We start from the raw sequence: 22,498 nt of genomic DNA on the forward strand, positions 1-22,498 counted from the left end.
CGTGGGAGAAAAATGGCATCGCGCGGCCCTCGCGCTTGCCGATGGGGCTCAGTTTAACGGCTTGGCCTCGGGGAGCTTCCACTTGCCGCTGAGAATGGATTGCTCCGGACGATAAAGCCGTACGGTGTAGTTCCAACCCTCAACGATCGGCAGGCAGTTTGGGATTTTGCCGTCACAGCCGCCGAACTGGACAGCCACCGATCCGTCCGCACTTTTCGCCGCGGTGATGTTATTGATCGAATAGGCGTTGTAGTCGTTCTTCTCGAAGAAGCCTTTTGGGTTGTAAACGCTGATTGACCAGAAAGCCTTCACCGGCACGCTCTTTGGCAGATCGAGGGTATAGACCGTTTTGCCATCGTTTTTCGCGGGCGTGAAACTCGGGTACATGGCGTCCTTTTCCGGAATGCCACCCCATCCGGAGGCTGTGCCAATCAAGTGCTGGATCGGATCGACCTGGTCGCGGGCTCCAAAGGAACCGTGATACGACGTCTGATGTTTTGCCAGCGCCAGCAGCCCATTGCGGATGTCCGTGAGGTCTCCTTCATCCCAGTCTGGAAGGTCGAGCTTCCCTGCCTCCTTCTGACTGACCTTGATGGCATCCTGAAGCCTGTGGACCTCGTCGAGATCCTTAGGATCATTGGGATCGACCAGTGTCCGGACTGCGACGAAAGCATATCTGGTGCCAACCGATTTCTGCGTCAGCACAACCGGTTCCGTGCCGTAGGCGACGATTGGCAGGTAGTGATCCTGATTGACGACCATCATCGACATATAGCGCTTGCCCACGTCAGGCAGCGAGAGCGTTACCGGCCCGCCAGCAAGATCAAACACAGCAAACGAATAAAGCGTATCCCGGTTCATACGGATGACCGTTTGCTTATCGATCGATACGGGCTCCCTGGAGTGCTTGAACTTGCCCAGTTCGCCTATGTCCTTTGCATTGGCCGCGAGGTAATGGTCGGTCTCAGCGCGGGTGAAATTGTCAACGGTGACCGGAATTTTGCTGCCTTGCTCCTCGGCAAATGCTCCACTGGTCAGTGCAACCGAAGCAAAAGCGAGAATGATCCTAGCCGAGCGAAACATGGATGTACCTCTTCATTCAATCTGACTAACGACTGCCATTCCACAAGGCACGGCACAGGGTAACTCAAACGCCGTCTAATCGATCGTTGCGTGATCGGCAGACAAACTCTATTGGGATCGTTACTAGCATGGGCAGATCACCGGTCTTGCCATTTCGTGCCAATTTCCGTCTGGCGACCGTATTCCTTGCATTCGACAGGAAAGGTCCGGACTGTGATCGCTCACTCCCCGACACGGTGATGTCAGGTTAATTTTTCGAGATGCGCCTGCGATGTTAAGCTTGGTTCCAAGCCGCGCGACGATCGAGCACTGGCTGGTTTCAATCGTCATTCATGCGCGCGCCTTCGGCTGGCGTTCGCGGTGTTCGTCGTGGGCTGATCGCAATGCAGCTCGGAACACGACACGCTGGCCATCACATATAGTCGAGACCACGAGTCTTTAGAGACGTCCATAGCAGCGAAACTGAGGGCAATTGTCACCACCTAGGTCGAGCGTTCGATACGACGTGATCAGTTGGGCGAACACCTCCCTGACGCCTAAGGCATGACACCTTCAACCGATCAAAGAGAGCGGCTGGATTACACTTCTCCGAACTCAGCTTCGTTCCTGGACGTTGGGCGCCGCTCGTAATCGACCGGCGGCAAGAGCATGACTTCGGTCTCCTTGCGCCCGTACTCTCGGCCGATTTGGAACGCCGCATAAATCGCGCCGAGGCGGATGAGGAATCTAAGCATGAGTTCTCCTTCGATGGAAGAAACCACATGGTCGCAAGATTGTTCCAAAGGTCGTAGACCGCGACTGACTTGGCCCTCGAACGCGAAGCCTTGCGATGCACTTCCTCGTCACCTTGCGACGGTAACCACTGGCGGACCTAGCGACGATGGACGGGCCAACCTCGGGGCATCACCGGCGTATAGACTACCTCATCCGGAGTCATGCCCTTCTTCAAGCGAGCGCAGCACATTGGCTCGCTAATGCCCTGGTCTCCGCGACCGGCCACGCAAGCTGGCCATCCGCAAGGAAGGTGGACAGCTTGAGGGAAGGCCGCTGAGGGGGATTTTCGGGTCCGAGGCGGGACAGGATGGGTAGCGGCCTTTTCGCCGGACCACCCCAGCTTGAGCCGGCGGCAAAACACGCCGAGGCTCACCCCGTTCGCCTCGGCCACGAGCCACGCCAGATCACCATTGCCCATCCTCGCCGAGAAATGGGGAAAGGCATCGTCGTCGTTGTAGTTCATGGTCCCACCGATTGCTTAACCCGGCCCGTCAAAGCCGATCCCGGTTCTTCGCCTCAGTTCGAAAACCTTCCAAGAGCCCCAGCCAACATCTGCCAGTCCATTCCAGACACATTTCTTTCGTCACTCTTCCGATAATCGGGAAAGTCGATGCCGGAATTCGCGGCTTATCGGCTACGGCCCCTTTGTTACGATCGCATCAGATCACAAGACAGAGGTTTCATAGGCATGCTGACGGACAAGCAGGTACGCGAAGCGGTTGAGCAGTACCGCGAAGAGGGATACGCGGTCGTTCGACAATTCGTCGACGGCGACGAGATGATCCGGCTCAAGAAGGAAACCGATGCCGTCTATGCCGAGGGCCTGAAGCATCACGCCACCTACCGGCACGGCAATCTCAGTTTCCAGATCCTGCCTGAATCGGATTTCGACCAACGCTACGTGCTGCAGGCCTACTGGTTTTCATGGATCAACAGCTATTTTGAAGAATTCCGCCGCAACCCGGACTATCTCAAGCTGCTGGAGGGACTGATCGGCCGCGACATCCGGCAGATTGCGCAGCAGCTGCACTGGAAGCCGCCGGGCGCCAATGTCACCGGCTACCGTTTCCATCAGGATCTGCGCTTCCGCAACCAGGCTGCCTTCGACAACGTCGCCGACGCGACGGTGACCACGGGCCTCGCGGTCGACCGGGCGACGCTGGACAATGGCTGCCTTCAGGTCGTGCCCGGCAGCCACAAGCTCGGTTATCTCGGCCTTTCCGACGAGGGAACTGGCGAGCTGATGAAGGGGCTGACGGCCGAGGAAGAGCTGCGCAAGGTGGGCATCGACCCGGCGACCATCGTTCCTCTCGTGCTGGAGCCCGGAGACCTTGCCATGTGGGGCCTGCTCACTGTGCACGGCTCCTCGCCCAACAAATCTCGGCACGACCGCGCCTTCGCCCTGTCCAGCTATGTGCGGGCCGACTCGACGCAACGCGGCGAATGGGCGTTCCGGGACGGTGTCTCCGTGCCTCTCGGAGAGACGCCAACGCTTTGCAAATACGAGAAGCTCTTCGAGGAGCCGGGACCGATGTACGACACCACCGCCTGGTGGAAATGACGCCGTCAAAATTGCCGTTGGGGGCACGAGGGGCCTGGCGTTCGCGCCGGGCCCCTCCCGGCGTCGGCCAACAGGGTAGGCTCTCAGGCCGTGAAGTCCGCCGACAATTCGCGGACCAGGAAATCGACGAAAGCGCGCACCTTGGCGGCGATATAGGTGCGATGCGGATAGAGCGCATAGATCGGGCTGGAGCCGGGACGAAACTCGTCGAGTTGCACCTCCAGCCGGCCGCCGCTGATCGCGGCGTCAACCAGCAGGCTCGGCAGATTGCCGATGCCAAAGCCTGCGATCGTCATCTGGTAGGCGGCCTCGACGCTGTTGGTCGAGATGCGCCCGCTCACGGCCGCATCGAACGCGACGCCGTCCGGCCCCACGAACGGCCATGTGCCGAGACGCTTGGCGAAGTTGCTGAGCACGCAGGAATGATCCGCCAGATCATCGGGATGGGCCGGCCGGCCATGGCGATCCCAGTATTCGGGCGTGGCGCAGACATAGTTGCGGACTTCGCCGAGCCGCCGCGCGATCAGCGCGGAGTCCGCCTGGCCCCCAAAACGGATGGCGACGTCATAGCCCTCCTCGACGATGCCGACGACGTAGCGTGCCGTGAGGTCGAATTCGATGGTCGTCAGCGGGTTCTCGTCAAGGAATTTCGGCACCAGCTTGGTGATGCGCGTATGACCGAGAACATTGGAGCAGGAAACACGGATCAGGCCGCGCGTCTCCTTGTGCAGGCCGCGCGTCGAGTCCTGCAATTCGGAAATATCGTCCAGCACGCTGCGGGCCCGAGGGGCATAGTCGCGCCCTGCCTCGGTGAGGCTCAGGCGACGGGTGGTGCGGTTGATCAGCCGAACGCCGAGATCGTCCTCGAGCTCCCTGATCATCCGGCTGACCGCCGTCGTCGACATGTTGAGATCGCGCGCCGCGGCGGACAGGCTGCCCAGCAGACAGACCCGGTCGAATACCCGCATCGCCGTCAAAAGATTCATCCTGGCTCCCCCTTGCCGTCACACCTGCTCCGCCGCTTGCGACTTTCGACAGAAGACAGTGCCGAGCGACGATGCGGCAAGGGCATTCCACCGAATTTGGACGTAAAATCAACAATGGGAGAAACGACATGACATCCAAACCTCTTCATCCCGCTATCGACGCTCTGGCGCGAAGCGCGAAGAATGGCGCGCTCGACCGCCGCGAGTTCCTGGCGCTCGCCAGCGCCTTCGGCGCCAGCACGGCCGTTGCCTACGGACTGATCGGCCAGCCGGTTCCGGCCCGCGCCGAAGAGGCTGCCCAACCCAGGAAAGGCGGCATTGTGCGCGTCGCCATGCAGGTTCTGGAGCTTGAGGATCCGCGCATCTTCAAGGTCTCGCAGATGGGCAACATTGCCATGCAGTTCCTGGAGCCCCTGGTGCGCTGGAAGCCCGATTTCACCTTCCAGCCGATGCTGCTCGAAAGCTGGGAGATCAATGACGACGCCACCGAATATGTGCTCAAGGTGCGGCCAGGCGTGAAGTGGTCGAACGGCGACGATCTCACGGCAAAGGACGTCGCCTTCAACATCACGCGCTGGTGCGAAAAGGAGGCTCCCGGCAATTCGATGGCCGGGCGCATGACGTCGCTGATCGACACCGAGACGAAGGTAGCACGTACGGGCGCGATCGCGATACGCGATGACCACACCGTGGTGCTGAAGCTGTCGCGGCCTGACATCACCATCATCCCGGCGATGACCGACTATCCGGCGTTGATCGTTCACCACGCGTTCAACCCAAGAGAGGCAGCCTTGTCGGCCAACCCCGTCAGCACCGGTCCGTTCGAACTCAAGAAGCTCGATGTCGGCGTCGCCGCCTCGGTGCGCAAGCGGCCCGACGGTTCCTGGTGGGGTGGCGATGTGTTGCTCGACGGTATCGACTGGATCGACTACGGCACGGATTCGGCCGCCACCGTCTCCGCCTTCGAATCCGGGGAGATCGACCTGAACGGCCAGACCCAGTCCTACGATGTCGCGATGCTCGACAAATTGGGACTGAAGAAGTCGGAGATCGTCACCGCCGCGACCGTCGTGTCGCGCTGCAATGTCAACGCCAAGCCCTATGACGACAAGCGCGTGCGCAATGCCATCCAGCTCGCTGTCGACAATGAGGCGGTCCTGCAGCTTGGCGCCAACGGCATGGGTATCGTCGCGCAGAACGACCATGTCGGCCCCATGCACCCAGAGCATGCCGACTTGCCGCCCATCAAGCGCGACCCGGCCAGGGCCAGGGCGCTGCTCGAGGAAGCCGGCCAGCTGGACTTCGAGTTCGACCTGATTTCGGTGGAAGCCGACTACCGCAAGGAAAGCTCGGATGTCGTTGCCCAGCAAATGCGCGATGCCGGCTTCAAGGTGAAGCGCACGGTGATCCCTGAGTCGGCATTCTGGAACGACTGGACGAAATACCCATTCGCAACGACCAACTGGAATGCACGCCCGCTCGGCATCCAGACCTATGCTCTTGCCTATCAGAGCGGCTCGGCGTGGAACGAGACCGGGTTCGCCGATCCGGAGTTCGATGCCAAGGTGCAGAAGGCCAATGCCATCGCGGACGCCGACCAGCGTCGCGTGCTGATGAAGGAATTGCAGGTGATGCTGCAGGACTCCGGTATCATCATCCAGCCATACTGGCGAAAGCTGTTCTGCCATATGAAGCCCGGCCTCATCGGCTATCAGATGCATCAGGCCTACGAGCAGGACTTCACAAAGGCCTGGCTCGCCGCCTGATTTCACAAGGCAGTCACGATTGAAGGCGGCGCACTCCGGAGCGCCGCCTTTTCTATCCCTGTTCAACGTGAAAGCTGCCCGAAAGCTTGCACATCGACAGAGGCTTTCGAACAGCCGGCCGCCAGGAAGGGGCAAAGAGAACACAGCCGCCCGCACTCGCCCCGCCGTGAGCGGTCCACATCATCCGCAATCAGCAACATCGGTGCTTCCAGAGCACCCCTGACCTGAGGTGTCTCACATTCCGCGTTCGTCATTGTCGCAAGCTCCAGGTTCGATTTGAAGCATATCCGCGCCGACGCTTCGCAGAACCCGGTTTGAGCGGTAACGACCTTCCCGAAAATCGGGAAATCTGGCTCCTGTGTCATAGGCGGTACCCTGAGGCCGCCGTTGATTTCCAGAGCCTGTGGTGCGAGCGAACGATACGATCCCGCCAATTAGAGCGAGGCGAGAGAATTGGAACGGAATGCGATTATATTCAGTCCTCGAAAGGATGGCCTTTGTCGTCACGCTTTCTTGCGCTGGTGCTTTTGCTGTTGCCGCGCCTCAAGGAGTTCGGGCCCCCTGACCGGCGTTTCATTAGCCTCTGATGAGGTGACGCTGGCCCTCGCAATGCCCGGACGGGAGGCGGGCGGCTGATGGCCGCCATTTACGTCATTCCTGATGTGTTCGATTGGGTTGCCGATTGTGTCGGCATCGCATGCGGTCTCATAGCTGCAATCTTCGCAAAGTGGATTTTCTGGCGTGCGAGCTAAGGACGGCCAGCGTCAAATCAACCTCGGTTTTCCACAGATTGGCAGCAGCCAAAGAAGTCCCCCGATGCTTTTCTGTTGACTGATCGAATTCAGATTGCGACCAGTTTTTTTGCTGCGGCTACTCAACCGTGGCGAAGCTCGACCAACTCCTCAATATTATTCGCAATTATTCGCACCAACAATTTTGAGAATGAAGCTTTGAGCGCCGACGCCCGTGATCGTCGGCATGCAATTTGCGCACAGGCATTTTATGACGATCAAGATAAGACTCCCCGGCGGCACGCTGAAGATCAAGAAGCGCGAGGACCTAAGGCGCCGCGAACAAAAGCGAGAAGTCCCGGTCTGGCAAGTCGGCAATTACTTCGTTATTTGGTGGCCAAGCACTGTTTCCGACAGTCCATCCAAGCGTCGAGATAACGATCAGAAAAATTTGAATTGACTCTTCCGCAAGGGAACGCTCCCAAACTGCCACCGTTCGAGGTGGCTAATATGGCTTTGCGGATCAGATTGCCAGGCGGCACGCTCAAGGTGAAGACCTATCGCGAATTGCGTGATCGAGAGCGTGACCGCCGAGTGCCAGTATTGAAACTAGGCTCGATCTATATCATCTGGTCGTCGGGCAAACAGCATTCACGCCCATAATCAACGGCTGAACGGAACATGTCACTACGTCTATATGGAATGTTGGCCGCCACAAATGCGCGTTGTCAGCTGACATACAGCCCTTCAACATCTCGACCATGAGAGAACGCGCGGAATCCGACCACCAGGCACTAAGCCCGATCACAATGCTACTGATCTCGTGGTCCATTCGGACCGGTACCAATCGACGAATTTTCCCAGCCCAACCTCCAGAGAGGTTCGCGGTCTGAAGCCGAAGTCTCGCTCCAGTAATGTCATGTCGGCATAGGTCCGCGTGACATCGCCAGCCTGCATCGGCTCAAACTGGCGGTCCGCCTTCACCTCCAGAAGCTTTTCCAAAGTATCAATGAAATCGCCAAGCCGAGCCGGTCGGTTATTGCCGACATTGTAGATCCGGTGCGGCGGAGCTTCGGCAGAGGGCGCCTTATCGAGCATGGCAACGACTGCATCCACGACGTCATCTATGTAGGTGAAATCGCGCCACATATCGCCATTGTTGAAAACCCGGATCGGCTTATCCTCGAGCATGGCCTGGGTGAATATCCAATAAGCCATATCTGGGCGGCCCCAAGGGCCATACACCGTGAAAAACCGCAACCCGGTCTGCGCCACGCCAAAGAGATGAGCGTAGGCATGGCTCATCAATTCATCCGACTTTTTCGTAGCAGCGTAGAGCGATACCGGATGATCGACCGGGTCGGCCTCGCTGAACGGCACTTTGCGGTTGCCGCCATAGACGGAGCTTGATGACGCATAGACCAGATGCTCAAAGCCTGGACAGGCTCGGCAAAACTCTAGGATTTCAAGGTGACCATTGATGTTTGCGCGGATATAGGCTCGCGGATTTTCCAGGGAATGGCGCACACCAGCCTGAGCCGCCAAATGAACGACCTTTTTTATCGTCTGTCCGCTTACGCTCTCCGCTAGCGCCATCGGGTCGGCTATATCCAACTCCCGAAACGCAAATTCCCGTTTCCCAACTAGGCGTGCCAGCCGGGCTTTCTTCAGCATCGGGTCGTAATAGTCGTTTAGGTTGTCGACGCCGATAACTTCGTCACCCCGCTCTATAAGCCTTAGACAGACATGGCTCCCGATAAAGCCAGCTGCACCTGTGACCAAGATTGGCAAGAGGACCCCTCGGGTAGGCGCAATGCGTGCGCCGAACACATTTCTGACAGCCCGCGCTCAGGCGGAGTGAGTCACGTACCATCGTCGTTGGGACGGTTCAATCGGCGTGACGATCTGCCTACGCGTTGGAGCCTTGACCGTCCGCCACCCGACTACCCGATCGCCTATGACGCCGGAAAGGCGCTGCACGCAGCGGCCAAAGCGAAGGAAGAACACGGGTTCGGTGCACATTGGGCTGGCCAGGGTGCACCGCTTTCGTGTGCGCTGCCAGCGGCCGAACTCGTTGCTACGCTGGCGCATGAGTTGGTGAATGCGCGTCGCGCCCCCGCACAAAGCTCACACGAGCAATGAGAACGATTTGGTCAACGTCATTTTTTGAACTCTTTAAGCCTTGTCGAACTCCTCCCGGCCCTCCCCGACTAATTCGGATCCCTTCTAGACTAGCTAGGTCCATTCATCACCGCCCGGCATAACGCCATCTTGACATAAAAACGTCATAGCCCGGATTGGCTTCGAAGCGCTTCCTGGCGACGGAGGCTGGCCGTGGAATCGTTCAGGATGCCATCAAGCCAATGCGGATCCATCTGCGGAACCGCGGCCAGCAGGGCCCTGGTGTAGGGATGTGTCGGCGAGGACAGCAACTCATGTTTGGGACCTTGCTGCACGATCCTGCCGCGCTGCATCACCACGACATTGTCGGCGATAGCATTCACCGTCGCGATGTCATGGGTGATGAACATGTAGGTCTTGTCCAACTCCTTCTGGAGATTGAGCATGAGCTTGAGAATCTGCTCCTGGACCAGTTGATCGAGACCGGATGTGATCTCGTCGCAGATAAAGACCTCCGGATCGGTCGCGATTGCCCGTGCTATCGACACCCGTTGCTTCTGACCGCCGGAGAGCTCGGACGGGAAGCTTGTGATATGGTGTTCCGAGAGCTCGACCATTTCGAGTAATTCGACGACGCGCCTGGCGCAGGCCTGCCCTTTCAACCCTGTGTGCAGGGTTACCGGTCGGCCGACGAGATCCATCACCGTATGACGGGGATTGAGTGCCGCGTCCGCCGACTGATAGATCATCTGTATGCCGCGAAGCTGGCCGGCAGCGCGCTGCTTCAACGAAGAAGCAAGCGCGGTGCCGTTCAGGCTAATGGTGCCCGATGTCGCCGGCAGCAGGCCGGCAATGACCCGGGCAAGCGTCGACTTTCCAGAGCCGGACTCGCCGACGACAGCGAGTGTGCGTCCCCGCGGCAAATCCAGGCAGATGTCCTCCAGGACTTTGAAGTCCCCATAATGGGCATCGACATGGCTGACGTTCAAAATGGGCTGGGTCGGGGCTTCCTCCGGCTTCTCGAGATTCCGCACGGTCCACAGCGAGCGGGTATAAGCCTCCTGCGGATGATTCAGCATCCGCTCGGTCGCTGCCTCTTCAACCAGTTCCCCATGTCGCAGCACCATTATCCGATGGGCCAGTTGGGCCACGACGGCCAGATCGTGGGTGATGTACAGGGCGGCAGTGTGATGGTCGGTCACGATCCTGCGGACTGAGGCCAGCACTTCGACCTGCGTCGTCACGTCGAGCGCGGTCGTCGGCTCATCGAAGACGATGAGGTCGGGCTTGCAGATCATGGCCATCGCGGTCATGGCGCGTTGCAACTGACCGCCGGATACCTGATGGGGATACCGCTCGCCGATCTCATTTGGATTCGGAAGTTGCATTTCGGCGTAGAGCGCCTTCGCCTGCGCGATGGCTTCCTGCCGGGTCAATCCACCCAGCCTCATGGCGCACTCGATCGTCTGATCGATAATGCGGTGTGCCGGGTTGAATGACGTCGCGGCACTTTGTGCGACATAGGCGATGCGTGTGCCGCGGATTTGCCGCCGGGCTCCCTCGCTTTCCCGCAGCAGATCGATGCCGTTGAAGCTGACACTGCCTTTGGCGATACGGCAGCCCGGCCGGGTGAAGCCAAGGGCCGCGAGCCCGAGTGTCGATTTGCCCGCGCCCGATTCCCCGATGAGGCCCAGCACTTCGCCGCGCCGCAGCGACATGCTTATCCCCTTGACGATCGGCTGCCAGGCTCCGGAATTGTCGACTTCCACGACGAGGTCACGAATGTCGAGCAGGACTTCGCCTGTATGGCGCGCTGCGGTGTCGTGAGGCTTACTGATCATCGCGCAGCCCGCTGGCGATATCGAGGAACCAGTCGATGACGAAGTTGATGCTGACGGTCAGCAGCGCGATTGCCATGGCAGGCAGCAGCGGCGTGATGTTGCCATAGCTGATGAATGTCGCGCTTTCGCGCACCATGGTGCCCCAGTCCGCAGAAGGCGGCTGGATGCCAAGGCCAAGGAACGATAGCGCCGAAATTGTAAGGAACACGAAACAGAAACGCAGACCAAACTCGGCAAGCAGTGTCGGCAGGATGTTCGGCAGGATTTCCCTCGCGACAATCCAGCGCGCCTTTTCCCCGCGCAGATGTGCGGCCTCGATGAACTCCATGACCGCGATGTTGCGTGCCAACGATCGCGACAACCGAAAGATCTGGGTCGCGCTGAGGACGGCGATGATCAGCACGATGCTGGGGATGGAAGAGCCGAAGAGAGCCAGCAGAATGAGCGCGAAGATCAGCTGCGGGATCGCCATCAGCGTATCGGCCAGGGTGGAGAGCAGGTAGTCGAGCCATGGATGCGAGATCGCCGACAGAATCCCAAGCGAGCCACCGATGAAGAATGCAATTGTCGTGGTGATGAAGGCGATGCCCACGGAGTTGCGGGCACCGTAGATCAAACGGCTGAATACGTCCCGGCCAAGCTGATCCGTGCCGAACAGGTGAACGAGGCTCCATGGCGCAAACGGTTCGGTCGAGACGACATCCGCCTCACCAAAAGGCGCAAGCACAGGAGCGAAGATCGCCATCACAGCATAGAGGATCACCACGGCGAGACCGAGCCTTGCAGGCCACGACGTCCGTTTCAGGTTCTTGCGAAGCGTGGCAAGGCGCGATCTGCGGTATTTGATCAGCCGCAACGGCGCGTCGGCGTGGTCGATATGCATCGTGCGCCTCATCGGGGGTGCGCCAGGCGCGGGTTGGTGGCAATGGCGATGACGTCTGCAAGCAGGTTGAGCAGGATGTAGGCCGTGGCGAAGATCAAGGCGCAGCCCTGGACGACCGGAATGTCGCGCGACCGCACCGCGTCCACCATGGCCTGGCCGATGCCCGGATATACGAACACGACCTCGACGACGACAACGCCAACGATGAGATAGGCCAGATTGAACGCGATCACCGCGGATATCGGCGCCCAGGCATTGGGAAGCGCATGCCTCAAGACGATGATCCAGGGCGCCGTCCCCTTGAGCTTGGCCATCTCTATGTAAGGGCTTGAGAGAAGATTGATGATTGCGGCGCGGGTCATGCGCATCATGTGAGCAATGATGCCGAAGCAGAGCGTGGCTACCGGCAAGGCCAGACGCTCAGCAATCTCGATCGCCCCCATGCCAGGGGTAATGCGTGCCAGCGAGTAGAAAATGGGCAGTTTGACGGCCAGCAGAAGCATCAGCACGTAGGCTACGAAAAACTCCGGGAAGGAGATGCCCACAAGGGTCAAGGCGTTCAGCGACCTGTCGAGCCAGCTGTTGCGCCGGATCGCGGCAATGATGCCAAAGAGTAGCGCCACGGGGACGGAAACCAAGGCAGCGATAGCCGCCAGGAACAGCGTGTTCTTCAGGCGCGGACCAATGATGCTGTTGACCGTACGCGGCGTTCCAGAGCCCGACGAGAAGGAGAGACCGAGATCGCCCTTCAGGGCACCGCCGATCCAGGAGACGTAACGTTCCGTCACCGGCCGGTCCAATCCGAGCGATCGCTGGAAATTGGCCACGGTCTCCGGCGTTGCGGAACGCCCGAGGGCGACCTTGGCAAAATCGCCCGGCAAGACGGCGATTGCCGCGAAGATTATGAGAGATACGATGAAAAGGGTGACAAAGCCTGATCCCAGTCTCGCAATGACGGTTCTTGCAAGAGGCGTAATGGCTGGCGAGTGCAACAGATCAACTTCCGATAGGGCGCCGGCAGCATTGGTCGAGCTGCCGGCAAGGATTGGTTACGGGCGCGTTCCGGCTAGGCAAGCCACCAACGTTCGGCCATTCGGAAATTGTCGCACTGCAGCATATTGCCGATGGGTCCGTGCGCGATCTTCTTCGACATGGCATCGATGAACAGCGCGTAAGCAAGCACAAGCGCGCCGCCGTCGTCATGCAGGATCTGCTGCATTTCGCCGTAGATTTCCTGGCGCTTGGCTTTGTCGGGCTCAGCGCGGCCCTTCACCAGCAGCTCGTCGAACTGCTTGTTTTTCCACGCGGTGTCATTCCATGGCGCGCCGCTGGCATAGGTGGTGGTGAACAGTGAATCACACGTTGGCTTGCCCAGCCAGTCGACACCCACAAAAGGCTTGTGCTGCCAAACATTGTCCCAGTAGCCATCGTCGGCCTCCCGCACGACGTTGATCTCAATGCCGGCCTTGGCGGCATGCTCCTTGAACAGAAGCGCGGCATCGATGGCGTTGGGAAATGCCGTCTCGGCGACGGAGAGATCGACCGTGAGCGAGGTCAGGCCCGCCTTGGTGAGATGTTCCTTCGCCTTCTCGATATTGTAGCTGTGAACAGGCAGCGGATTGACGGCGAATGCGATCTGCGGGGCAACGGGGTTGTCATTCGCCGTCTTCGCATTGCCGAGGAATGCCTTGTTGATGATGTCGTCGCGATCGATCGCATATTTCAGCGCCATGCGAACGTCGGGATTGTCGAACGGAGCCACCGATGTGTTCATGCTGAAGGTGAAATGGCGCAGCCCGCTGACTTTCGATATCTCGATCTCCGGATTTTGCTCCAGCATTTTAAGCGTCTTGATATCGGCATCGACCATGTAGTCGATCTCGCCGGTCAGCAGCGCGTTTGTGCGAGCGGCGACATCGATGATGTTGACGAATTCGACCTTGTCGAAATAGGGCTGGCCAGGCTTGTGATAATCGGGATTGCGCTTCATGCGCACGCCAATGCCGGGCTGGTTGTCCTCTATCGAGTAAGGCCCGGTGGCCACGCCTCTTGCCCAGTCAATTCCGCCACTGGCCTTCGCCGGCATCACCACAAGGTGACAGTCGGCGGCGAGGTAAGGGAAGTCGGCATTGCCTCCGCTCAGTGTGAAGACCACGTTTCTGTCGCCATCGGCTTTGATGTCCACGATGGAATCGACGAGCGCCTTCGCGGCGGAACTCGACGTGGGGCCCATATGATGGCGATAGGATTCGATCACGTCATTGACGGTAACAGCCGCGCCGTCGTGGAATTTGAGACCGGGCCGTAGTGTAAACGTCCAGACCTTGAGGTCGGCGGAGGACGAAAAGCTTTCCGCCAGGTCCGGAGCCGCGGCACCGGTAACGTCGAGTTCCGTCAGCGCATTACAAAGCGTGCCACCGAAAATCACCTGCGTATACGAATTCTGCCATGTCGCCGGATCGAAGGAATCCGCCTGCGTGCCATCGTTGATGGCGAACTTGACCGATCCGCCCTGGCGCGGTGCGGATTGGGCGGCGCGCGCATCGAACGGGGAGAGCGAAGCGCCAAGCGCAAGCAAGCCCGCCCAGCCGATGAACTGGCGACGCGTTGAAGTGGCGAACCCCTTCGAGACCTCGCCGGACTGAGAACCTTGTTCGTTCGTCATATGCTTTCCCCTTTTCTTTTTATGGGCCAGTCGGCGGCCATGCAGCCTTGCCGGCGAAAGTGGGGAAGCCGCCCTCCCCATGGAACGCAAGTCACAATCGAGCGCAGCTCTGCCCGCACGCGAGCAGGCGACCGGAGCATCCACCCACCAGCGACCTTGCGAAAACTGAACGATGTTCCCGAAACCCACTTGGCCACCGCACTATCAGCCCGAGAATTTGATTGGTCAATAAGAATATGATCGAGTGATCAGAAAAAAATTCTGAAAACACAATTGACCTCAGATAGATACGCCAATATCCATATCGCATGGCTGAAAAAAATGATGACATTTCCAATCACAGCGCGCAGCGTCGGAAGCAGCTTCTGGACGCTGGCCTGACCGTGATTGCGCGCCGTGGCTTGTCCGGGATAACCGTGCACGACATCGCCAAGGAAGCTGGCTGCAGCTACGGCGTCATCGCCTTCCACTTCAAGACCAAGGAGCGCCTGTTGCTGGCCGTGCTCGATCTGCTGGCAAGCAACTACGAGAAGATATGGCTGGATGCGATGGCATCCGCGCCCCCTTCCCCCGCGGAGAGGTTGCGTGTGCTGCTGGAGGTGGATTTCGCCCCCAACGTGGCCAAGCCCAACTACCTCGCCGTCTGGATCGCCTTCTGGGCGGAGGCGTCTCGCGTACCCGCCTACAAGAAGCGTTGCAGCGAGCTGAAGCGTCGCTCACTTCAGACAATCGTGGATCTGGTGTCCGAACTCGCGGTCGCGCGTGGCCTGGATACCGACGTGCAGGCCGTTTCCCAGGGGCTGTACGCAATCACCGACGGCTTCTGGATATTTGGGCACGTGACCGGCGAAACCGGACCAAAGGATCGCAAGCGATACCGGCAGGTTTGCCAGACATTTCTGTCGGCGTTCTTCCCACAGGATTTCAGCACGACCGCATTGACCCCGCCGGACAGCCGCGCGGGACGATCGCCTCGGCGATCAAGCATAGCAGGAGAAATTTGATGTATACTGAGACCGGATCGCAATGGAATGTTGCGGAATTGGAAGGTGCGGCCCATCGCCATCTGATCAGCCCAGCGGAAGAATTGGCGAAGCTCGGGACGTCCGGCGGCCGCCCTCTGTTCACGTCCGCCGATGGCATCCACGTCCGTGACAGCCACGGTCGTACCCTGATCGATGGACCCGGCGGCATGTGGTGCACCCAGGTTGGCTATGGTTCCAAACCGATCGCCGACGCCATCGCCGCTCAGGCACTTCGCATCTGCTACAATTCGCCTTGGTACTCGATCAGCGGCCCGGCGGCGGAACTTGCGCGGCGCATCTCCTCATTCGCCCCCGGCGATCTCAACCACGTCTTCTTCACGACTGGTGGATCCTCGGCCGTGGATTCGGCGCTTCGCTTCGTTCAGTTCTACAACAACGTACTGGGCCGCCCCACCAAGAAGAAGATCATCTGCCGCATAGACGGCTATCACGGCAGTTCCCACCTGACTGCCGCCTGCTCGGGCCGGGCGGGAAACAGACCCAATTTCGACCTCGAGCTCGACACTGTGTCCTTCATTTCAGCCCCCAACATCTATCGGCATCCGCAGGGCAAGAGCGAGGCGGCATTCCTTGAATTCCTGGTCGCCGAATTCGAGGAGCGGATCGCGGCGCTGAAGCCGGAGAATGTCGGCGCCTTCCTCGCCGAGCCGATCCTGGCGTCGGGCGGCGTCATCATACCGCCCAAGGGATATCACCGCCGGATCCTCGAGACCTGCCGCAAGCACGACATCCTGTATATCTCCGACGAGGTGGTCACCGGCTTCGGACGTTGCGGCCACTGGTTCGCGTCGGAGGAGGTCTTCGACATCGTGCCGGACATCATCACCTTCGCCAAAGGCGTGACCTCCGGCTATGTTCCTCTCGGCGGTTTCGTCCTTTCCGAGAGCGTCCTGGCGAAAATCTCCGGCGAAAACGCGAAAGGCAGCTTCTACACGAACGGCTATACCTATAGCGGCCATCCCGTGAGCTGCGCGGCGGCGCTCGCCAATATAGGGGTGATCGAAGACCAGGATCTCCTCGCCCATGTGCGCGAGATTACGCCCTACTTCCAGGAACAGCTGGCCAAGCTGCGCGAGCTGCCCCTGGTCGGCGATGTTCGTGGCGTCGGGCTTCTGGGCTGCGTTGAATGCGCAACGGATCCCACTTCGGAAGCCGCCACCGATTTTGACCGACAAGTGGCTCTCAGGATCGACCGCCAGTGCTACGAAAACGGCCTGGTCGTCCGCCCGATCGGCAGCATGTGCGTGCTTTCACCCGCGCTCATCATCACGCGCCCGCAAATCGACGAGATGGTTTCCATCCTGCGCGAAAGCATCGTGCGGGTGCAGGCGGAAATACGAGCGGAAGGCAAGTTCTGATCGCGGCTAGCCTATCGCGCCAGCTGCCGGCGGTGAGACCAAAGCGGGCTTTTCGGAGAGACAAATCGTGTCGATGACGTTGTCACCCTCGTCCGGGCCGGCTTCCTTGCCGGCAAGCAAGGACCCCTTGCTGCAGCCGCTGCGGATAAAGAAGCTCTTGCTGCGAAATCGCATCATGAGCACAAGCCACGCCTCGTTCATGGACGACGGTGGCCTGCCGCTCGAGCGATATCAGCGCTATCACGAAGAAAAGGCCAAGGGTGGTCTCGCGCTGACCATGTTCGGCGGATCCTCGATGGTTGATGTGGATTCCAGTTGGGGCGGCGGCCAGATCAACATGGCCGCCGACGAGATTATCCCGCATCTGCAGGAGTTTTCAAACCGTATCCATGCGCAAGGCGCGGCGCTGATGTGTCAGCTCTCGCATCTTGGCCGCCGCGCCGACGCGACGACGAACAACTGGCTGCCGGCGCTTGCGCCGTCCCGCTCGCGCGAGACCCAGCATCGCGCCTTCTCCAGGGAGATGGACGAGCACGACATAAAGCGGATCGTTACCGCGTATGGCGATGCGGCGGCACGCTGCCACGAAGGCGGGCTGGACGGCGTGGAGACGCTGACCGGCGGCCATTTGATCGGCCAGTTCTTTTCCCCGCGCACGAATTTCCGCTCGGATCGCTTTGGCGGGTCGGTCGGAAACCGCGTGCGCTTCGGCTTGATGGTGCATGAGGAGATCCGCAGGCGGCTTGGCGACGATCCGATCCTGGGCATGCGCTTCGTCGTCGACGAGGCAAGCGAGGATGGCCTTCATTTCGAGGATTGCCTGGAGATCGCCAGCATCTTCGAGCGCGAGGGGCTGGTTGACGTTTTCAATTGCATTTTCGGCAGGATGGACACGGTCATCGCCCTTGCCGAGCAAAACATGCCCGGCATGTCACAACCGCTGGCTCCTTTCCTGTCGAAGGTCGGCGCCTTCCGCCAGCACACCCGGCTGCCGGTCTTCCACGCTGCACGCATTACCGATCTTGCGACGGCGCGCTACGCCATCCGCGAGGGTCTGCTCGACATGGTCGGCATGACGCGCGCCCATATGGCCGACCCGCAGATCGTCAACAAGCTGATGCGCGGCGAGGAAGAACGGATCCGGCCTTGTGTCGGCGCCTCCTACTGCATGCACAAGAAGGCCAACTGCATTCACAACCCCGCCTCAGGCAGGGAAACAATGCTGCCGCAGGTCATTGTCCCGGCCGACCGGCAACGCAAGATGGTGGTCGTTGGCGGCGGCCCGGCCGGGCTTGAAGCAGCACGCGTCCTGGCCGAGCGCGGCCATGCCGTCGTTCTGTTCGAGGCGGGCAACAGACCGGGAGGGCAACTGCTGCTTGCTTGCCGCGCATCCTGGCGAAGGGATCTTGTCGGCATCATCGATTGGCGGGTGGCCGAACTGGCGCGCCTCGGCGTCGATGTTCGTTGCGACGTCTACGCCGGCGCCGAGGACATTCTGTCGGAAAGCCCAGATGCCGTCATCATCGCGACTGGAGGCCTGCCAGACACCGAATGGCTGCCTGGCGCCGAGCACTGCATGACGATCTGGGACATGCTCAGCACGACAACCGAACACAGCGGCGACGTTCTTCTTTATGACGGCACCGGCCGGCATGAGGGAATGTCGACCGCGCTTCATCTTGCCGAGCAAGGCTGCCAGGTGCACGTGGTTACCATCGACGACAGCCTCGCCCAGGAAGTCGAGTATTCCTCTCGCGCGATCTACCGAAAGCAGTTCAAGCAGCTTGGCATCACCGTGACGGTGGACCATCACCTGATCAAGGTCGAACGGGATATGTCCAATACGCTGAAGGCGACTTTCAAGCACGAACTGACGAATGAGCTCCTTGAGCTGCCGGCGACACAGATCGTCGTCGAAAGGGGAACCGCGCCGCTCGACGAGGTCTTTCACGCCCTCAAGGATCTCTCCAGCAACGCTGGCGTCACCGACCTTCCCGCTCTGATCGAGGGTAGACCTCAGCGTAGAGACGCCGTCGTGACAGGTTTCGAGCTCCATCGGATCGGCGACGCCGTCGCCAGCCGCAACGTTCACGCCTCGATTTACGAGGCCTTTCGCCTCTGCATGGCGCTGTGATGGCGATGCCGGCTGATTTCCAGGTCGCGGTCATCGGCGGCGGCATTACCGGGGCAAGTGCGGCCAACCATCTGGCCGCGGCTGGGTTCTCGACCGTTCTTCTGGAGCGTTCGGACTTCGCCTCGGGCACATCCGGTCGTTCAAGCCGGCTCCAGCATTGCGGACTGACCTACCTCACGCCGGGCCGCTCGATCTGGAATTTTCTTCTCCATCCCCTGATGGCGCTGGAGCATCTGGAACTGGCGCGCCGTGCCATGCGGGATCGCTCACGCTTCGTGAGGGCGTCACCTGGGCAGGTCCGGCCAATCAGTTTCAACGTGCCACTCTACCGGAAGGAAGGTATCCCGCCCTGGAAAGCCAAACTGGGCTTTCGGCTTCTCGAACTGCTCGATCGAGGCGGGGTCTCCCTGGATTTCCAGCAGCTTGGTGCCAGGCAAGCCGCCCTGGAGCCAGCACTTCGCGGACTTCACGATGGCGGAGATTTGACGGGGGTAATACGCTTCACCGAATATCAGTTCGACTGGCCGGAGCGGATCTGCCTCGACGCGGTTCTGCATGCGCGCGATTGCGGAGCGGTGGTGCGCAACTATGCCGAGGTCGCCGCCATCGCAGCTGCTCCGAACGGTGGCTGGCACCTGGAGGTGGTCGACAAGCGCGATGGCGACACACACACCATTTTTGCTGACTGCGTGGTCAATGCCACGGGCGCATGGGCCGACGAATTGACGAAGGCGTCCGGGCTCACGCTACCGACTGTCAATCAGGGCCTGAAGGGAACGAACGTTGCGGTCCGGCTGCCGCCGGAGTTCCGCGGGCTCGCATTCGAGACGACACTCGCCGACGGCAACCCCTTCTATGTGATCCCCTGGCGCAACCTGCATTATTTCGGCCCCAGGGATGCACCGTGCAGCCCCTCCCCCGAAGGCTTTCGCGCCGACGAGCAGACGATCGTCGATCTTGTCGAGGATTTCAGGTCGGTCTTTCCGGGTGTTCCGCTCTCCCGTGACGATGTGCTCTACAGTTGGGCGGGCGTCCGGCCGAGGACGGCCCGGTTCGGCCATCCCGATGGATGCGAAGCCGTTCTTCTGCATGACATGGCAAAGGCCGGCGCGCCCGGCTATTTCATTCATACGGGCGGCCTGCTGATGACCCATCGGCATGCTGGCGCAAGCATAGCCAAGGCGGTTTCCCGACGCCTGAAACCGGCCTGTTCCGGCCAGCCCGTGCGCTACGTGTCCCGGACCTTGCCGACCGATCCCTCGAGCCAGCCGCTGTCGACAGGCGGGACGAGCGTGAGTATCGCGCAGTTGCGATTTGTCGCCGAGCACGAGCAGGTTCGCCACCTTGACGATCTCATGTTTCGGCGCACGCCCCTTGGCTGGTCGGAAAGGATGGGGCTGGACGTCGCCCATGCGGTGGCCGAAGCCATCAGCGACATCATGGGCTGGTCTGCCCGCGAGGTCGCCGTGGAAGTCGACAGGTACAAGGCGCTGGTCGCGCATCAGTTTGGAATGGAGTTGGCATGCGACTGATCGACGGCGACACCGTGCACCGCGTGCTGGACTATCCTGGTCTCGTCGCGGCCCTGCGGCGCGCTCACGACGCAGGCATGCCGGATGCTCGTGAGATGTTCATGGAAGAGCCCGACGGCAAAAACCGTGGCCGCGGCTTGATCATACTTCCGGCATGGAGTGCGGGCGGCATGCTTGGCGTGAAGCTCGTCACCATTTTCCCCGGCAATCCAGTGGCCGAACCGCCATTGCCTGCCAACCAGGGCCTCTACGTGGCCTTTGACGGAGAAACCGGCGCCCCGGTCCTCATCGCCGATGGCACCGCACTGACGCTGCGCAAAACCGCTGCCGATTCCGCTCTCGGCGTCGATCTGCTGGCGTGTCACGATGCGGCCAGCCTGCTCATGGTGGGTGCCGGCGCGCTTGCGCCGCATGTCATTGCGGCAATTGTCAGCGTCCGGCCATCGATCCGCGACGTCTGGGTCTGGAACAGAACCGCGGCAAATGCGCAGAGCCTGGCGCGGGCCATCCGGATCGAAGGTGTTTCCGTCAGAGCCGTGGAAAATCTCGAAGCAACGCTCCCCCATGCCGATATCGTCTCAAGCGCCACGATGGCGACGGAGCCGCTGATCCGTGGCAACCTCCTCAAGGCAGGTTGTCATGTTGATCTGGTCGGCGGGTGGAATGCGCAGATGCGCGAAGCCGACGACGACGTGATCCGCCGGGCGACGATTTTCGCGGACACGCGCGCCCTCTGCCGCGACTGCGGTGATTTTCTGCAGCCGGTCACACGCGGCCTGATGCGATGGGAAGATATCAAAGCCGATCTCTTCGAGCTTTGCTCAGGATCAAGAGAGGGGCGGGTCTCGCCTGACGAAATCACACTTTTCAAGAATTCGGGCGGCGGTCATCTCGACCTTTTCGTCGCGGAAGAACTCATGAGAAGGCTGCAGGCGGAGTCTCGCGCGAATACGCCGGCTATGCAGGCGTAACCTCCAGACACATCGAAAGGACATCAGACATGTCACAGGCTCCTAGACTCGTGTCACCAAGGGAGCGCTACAGTTGTCAAAGAGCAAAAACTCTGACCGAATTGAACCCTACATGTCAGCGCTATGGATCGCTATGGCTCTCATAATGGTAGCTGGCTATTTCCCTCGCCCCTTCACTCGGCAGAACTAGCGTCGGCTCCAAGCGCTACCGATCACTCCCCTGGTGGCGCTGATGCCGAGCGGGGATATTGTCTCTATGTCTTCAATAGTTCGTAGGATCCCATAGTGGTCGATCTTCTCGGGATAGCACCCAGGCTCGATTCCAAAGCCATAGAAGACAGTAAATATGTGATTCCTTGTATGAGAATCGTCCTCGTCGAATGTCACCACCAGAAGGCTGTTGTGCTTCTTTGACCAATTGGCATAGCCACCAAGGTGAGTTTTCAGCCAAGTGTCACCCTGCTTTATCGTGCCATCATGCATGTCGTCTATGAGATTGGGGATCACGAAACTAACGGCCGGTAGCTTTGCGTAGTCGAGAGGGAAGTCAGTCAATGGTTTCTCAAATTCCTTCGCGTCCGAAAAGGATTCCCAAGGATTGTGTTTTCGTGGCGATCCAGCCTCGACATATCCTGCAAAGGTTTTGCCGTGGGAACGAAGGCGACTTGCCAAGTTCGGTGCCACAACCACGTGCTCACCATCGTCATGGATGTTTTGCGTCGAGCCGCTGAAGAGCGCGAAGTAATTAGGTTGGCTGGGATGGGCGACCGCATAGGACTGGTCGAACACGGCGCCGCCCTTTGATAACTCGTTCAAATAGGCAGCTGCCTCGGCTTGAAAAATCTGAGCGAACGAGTGGTTCTCCATGATGACGACAACGACATGGTCGTATTTCGGGGGCGTCCTTGACGAGGCGGCAGTCATAGGTGCCGTGCTCAGCACAATGCTGGCTACCAGGAAAACCATGACAGAGAACCGCTGAAGTACCGTGTATCCATTTTGATCGCGCATGACATATCTCCCACTCTTAGTCCCAGTCGCGCACG

Annotated in this window: 16 protein-coding genes; 7 read left to right on the forward strand and 9 right to left on the reverse strand. The window is 59.9% G+C overall.

What is annotated here, in order from left to right; all coding sequences use genetic code 11:
- Window positions 1-48: 48 nt before the first annotated feature.
- Entirely contained in the window at window positions 49-1,083 is a 1,035-nt protein-coding gene (locus tag ABVQ20_RS12700; protein WP_354459842.1) for a DUF1254 domain-containing protein, read from the reverse strand.
- Window positions 1,084-1,661: 578 nt separating this feature from the next.
- Window positions 1,662-1,817, reverse strand: coding sequence for a hypothetical protein (locus tag ABVQ20_RS12705; RefSeq protein WP_354459843.1), 156 nt, complete (start codon window positions 1,815-1,817; stop codon window positions 1,662-1,664).
- 728 nt (window positions 1,818-2,545) lie between these two features.
- Between ABVQ20_RS12705 and ABVQ20_RS12710 the strand changes: the two genes are divergently transcribed.
- Window positions 2,546-3,418, forward strand: a complete 873-nt coding sequence (locus tag ABVQ20_RS12710; RefSeq protein WP_354459844.1) for a phytanoyl-CoA dioxygenase family protein — start codon at window positions 2,546-2,548, stop codon at window positions 3,416-3,418.
- A gap of 83 nt (window positions 3,419-3,501) precedes the next feature.
- On the opposite strand, the gene ABVQ20_RS12715 is transcribed toward ABVQ20_RS12710, so the two are convergent.
- The gene (locus ABVQ20_RS12715) at window positions 3,502-4,404 is read right to left on the reverse strand and encodes a LysR family transcriptional regulator (RefSeq protein WP_354459846.1); all 903 of its coding nucleotides are present in this window, start codon (window positions 4,402-4,404) and stop codon (window positions 3,502-3,504) included.
- A gap of 128 nt (window positions 4,405-4,532) precedes the next feature.
- On the opposite strand from ABVQ20_RS12715, the gene ABVQ20_RS12720 reads away from it, so the two are divergent.
- The gene (locus tag ABVQ20_RS12720; RefSeq protein ID WP_354459847.1) at window positions 4,533-6,170 is read left to right on the forward strand and encodes an ABC transporter substrate-binding protein; all 1,638 of its coding nucleotides are present in this window, start codon (window positions 4,533-4,535) and stop codon (window positions 6,168-6,170) included.
- Between the two features lie 1,535 nt (window positions 6,171-7,705).
- Here ABVQ20_RS12720 and ABVQ20_RS12725 read toward each other — a convergent pair.
- The 5 genes from ABVQ20_RS12725 to ABVQ20_RS12745 all read right to left on the reverse strand — a co-directional run bounded on the left by ABVQ20_RS12725 (window position 7,706) and on the right by ABVQ20_RS12745 (window position 14,411).
- Window positions 7,706-8,692: an NAD-dependent epimerase/dehydratase family protein gene (locus tag ABVQ20_RS12725; protein WP_354459848.1), complete on the reverse strand. Its 987-nt coding sequence runs from the start codon at window positions 8,690-8,692 to the stop codon at window positions 7,706-7,708.
- A 494-nt stretch (window positions 8,693-9,186) separates the two neighbouring features.
- Window positions 9,187-10,791: an ABC transporter ATP-binding protein gene (locus ABVQ20_RS12730; protein ID WP_354459849.1), complete on the reverse strand. Its 1,605-nt coding sequence runs from the start codon at window positions 10,789-10,791 to the stop codon at window positions 9,187-9,189.
- A 61-nt stretch (window positions 10,792-10,852) separates the two neighbouring features.
- Window positions 10,853-11,746: an ABC transporter permease gene (locus tag ABVQ20_RS12735; RefSeq protein ID WP_354459850.1), complete on the reverse strand. Its 894-nt coding sequence runs from the start codon at window positions 11,744-11,746 to the stop codon at window positions 10,853-10,855.
- A gap of 8 nt (window positions 11,747-11,754) precedes the next feature.
- A complete protein-coding gene (locus tag ABVQ20_RS12740) occupies window positions 11,755-12,738 on the reverse strand; it encodes an ABC transporter permease (RefSeq protein WP_354459851.1) in 984 nt (327 codons plus the stop codon).
- Window positions 12,739-12,812: 74 nt separating this feature from the next.
- Entirely contained in the window at window positions 12,813-14,411 is a 1,599-nt protein-coding gene (locus ABVQ20_RS12745) for an ABC transporter substrate-binding protein (RefSeq protein ID WP_354459852.1), read from the reverse strand.
- Window positions 14,412-14,719: 308 nt separating this feature from the next.
- Between ABVQ20_RS12745 and ABVQ20_RS12750 the strand changes: the two genes are divergently transcribed.
- The 5 genes from ABVQ20_RS12750 to ABVQ20_RS12770 all read left to right on the forward strand — a co-directional run bounded on the left by ABVQ20_RS12750 (window position 14,720) and on the right by ABVQ20_RS12770 (window position 21,452).
- A complete protein-coding gene (locus tag ABVQ20_RS12750) occupies window positions 14,720-15,415 on the forward strand; it encodes a TetR family transcriptional regulator C-terminal domain-containing protein (RefSeq protein WP_354459853.1) in 696 nt (231 codons plus the stop codon).
- On the forward strand, window positions 15,415-16,815 hold the full coding sequence (locus tag ABVQ20_RS12755; RefSeq protein WP_354459854.1) for an aminotransferase: 1,401 nt from the start codon (window positions 15,415-15,417) through the stop codon (window positions 16,813-16,815). The genes ABVQ20_RS12750 and ABVQ20_RS12755 overlap by 1 nt, the downstream gene beginning before the upstream one ends.
- A gap of 73 nt (window positions 16,816-16,888) precedes the next feature.
- Window positions 16,889-18,949: an oxidoreductase gene (locus ABVQ20_RS12760; RefSeq protein ID WP_354459855.1), complete on the forward strand. Its 2,061-nt coding sequence runs from the start codon at window positions 16,889-16,891 to the stop codon at window positions 18,947-18,949.
- Window positions 18,949-20,481 carry an FAD-dependent oxidoreductase gene (locus ABVQ20_RS12765; RefSeq protein WP_354459856.1) on the forward strand — a complete coding sequence of 511 codons (1,533 nt, stop codon included), beginning with the start codon at window positions 18,949-18,951 and terminating at the stop codon, window positions 20,479-20,481. The genes ABVQ20_RS12760 and ABVQ20_RS12765 overlap by 1 nt, the downstream gene beginning before the upstream one ends.
- Window positions 20,472-21,452 (forward strand): ornithine cyclodeaminase, encoded by a 981-nt coding sequence (locus ABVQ20_RS12770; RefSeq protein ID WP_354459857.1) that lies wholly within the window; start codon window positions 20,472-20,474, stop codon window positions 21,450-21,452. The genes ABVQ20_RS12765 and ABVQ20_RS12770 overlap by 10 nt, the downstream gene beginning before the upstream one ends.
- A gap of 186 nt (window positions 21,453-21,638) precedes the next feature.
- Here ABVQ20_RS12770 and ABVQ20_RS12775 read toward each other — a convergent pair whose 3' ends face one another.
- On the reverse strand, window positions 21,639-22,463 hold the full coding sequence (locus tag ABVQ20_RS12775) for an alkaline phosphatase family protein (RefSeq protein WP_354459858.1): 825 nt from the start codon (window positions 22,461-22,463) through the stop codon (window positions 21,639-21,641).
- Window positions 22,464-22,498 lie beyond the last annotated feature (35 nt).

Source organism: Mesorhizobium shangrilense, from assembly GCF_040537815.1.
Taxonomy (GTDB): domain Bacteria; phylum Pseudomonadota; class Alphaproteobacteria; order Rhizobiales; family Rhizobiaceae; genus Mesorhizobium; species Mesorhizobium shangrilense.

Excerpts from the sequence above, each read along its gene's own strand:
- ABVQ20_RS12700 (WP_354459842.1), bottom strand. The coding sequence starts at position 1,083 with ATGTTTCGCTCGGCTAGGATCATTCTCGCTTTTGCTTCGGTTGCACTG.
- ABVQ20_RS12705 (WP_354459843.1), bottom strand. The coding sequence starts at position 1,817 with ATGCTTAGATTCCTCATCCGCCTCGGCGCGATTTATGCGGCGTTCCAA.
- ABVQ20_RS12710 (WP_354459844.1), top strand. The coding sequence starts at position 2,546 with ATGCTGACGGACAAGCAGGTACGCGAAGCGGTTGAGCAGTACCGCGAA.
- ABVQ20_RS12715 (WP_354459846.1), bottom strand. The coding sequence starts at position 4,404 with ATGAATCTTTTGACGGCGATGCGGGTATTCGACCGGGTCTGTCTGCTG.
- ABVQ20_RS12720 (WP_354459847.1), top strand. The coding sequence starts at position 4,533 with ATGACATCCAAACCTCTTCATCCCGCTATCGACGCTCTGGCGCGAAGC.
- ABVQ20_RS12735 (WP_354459850.1), bottom strand. The coding sequence starts at position 11,746 with ATGCATATCGACCACGCCGACGCGCCGTTGCGGCTGATCAAATACCGC.
- ABVQ20_RS12745 (WP_354459852.1), bottom strand. The coding sequence starts at position 14,411 with ATGACGAACGAACAAGGTTCTCAGTCCGGCGAGGTCTCGAAGGGGTTC.
- ABVQ20_RS12750 (WP_354459853.1), top strand. The coding sequence starts at position 14,720 with ATGGCTGAAAAAAATGATGACATTTCCAATCACAGCGCGCAGCGTCGG.
- ABVQ20_RS12755 (WP_354459854.1), top strand. The coding sequence starts at position 15,415 with ATGTATACTGAGACCGGATCGCAATGGAATGTTGCGGAATTGGAAGGT.
- ABVQ20_RS12760 (WP_354459855.1), top strand. The coding sequence starts at position 16,889 with ATGACGTTGTCACCCTCGTCCGGGCCGGCTTCCTTGCCGGCAAGCAAG.
- ABVQ20_RS12765 (WP_354459856.1), top strand. The coding sequence starts at position 18,949 with ATGGCGATGCCGGCTGATTTCCAGGTCGCGGTCATCGGCGGCGGCATT.
- ABVQ20_RS12770 (WP_354459857.1), top strand. The coding sequence starts at position 20,472 with ATGCGACTGATCGACGGCGACACCGTGCACCGCGTGCTGGACTATCCT.
- ABVQ20_RS12775 (WP_354459858.1), bottom strand. The coding sequence starts at position 22,463 with ATGCGCGATCAAAATGGATACACGGTACTTCAGCGGTTCTCTGTCATG.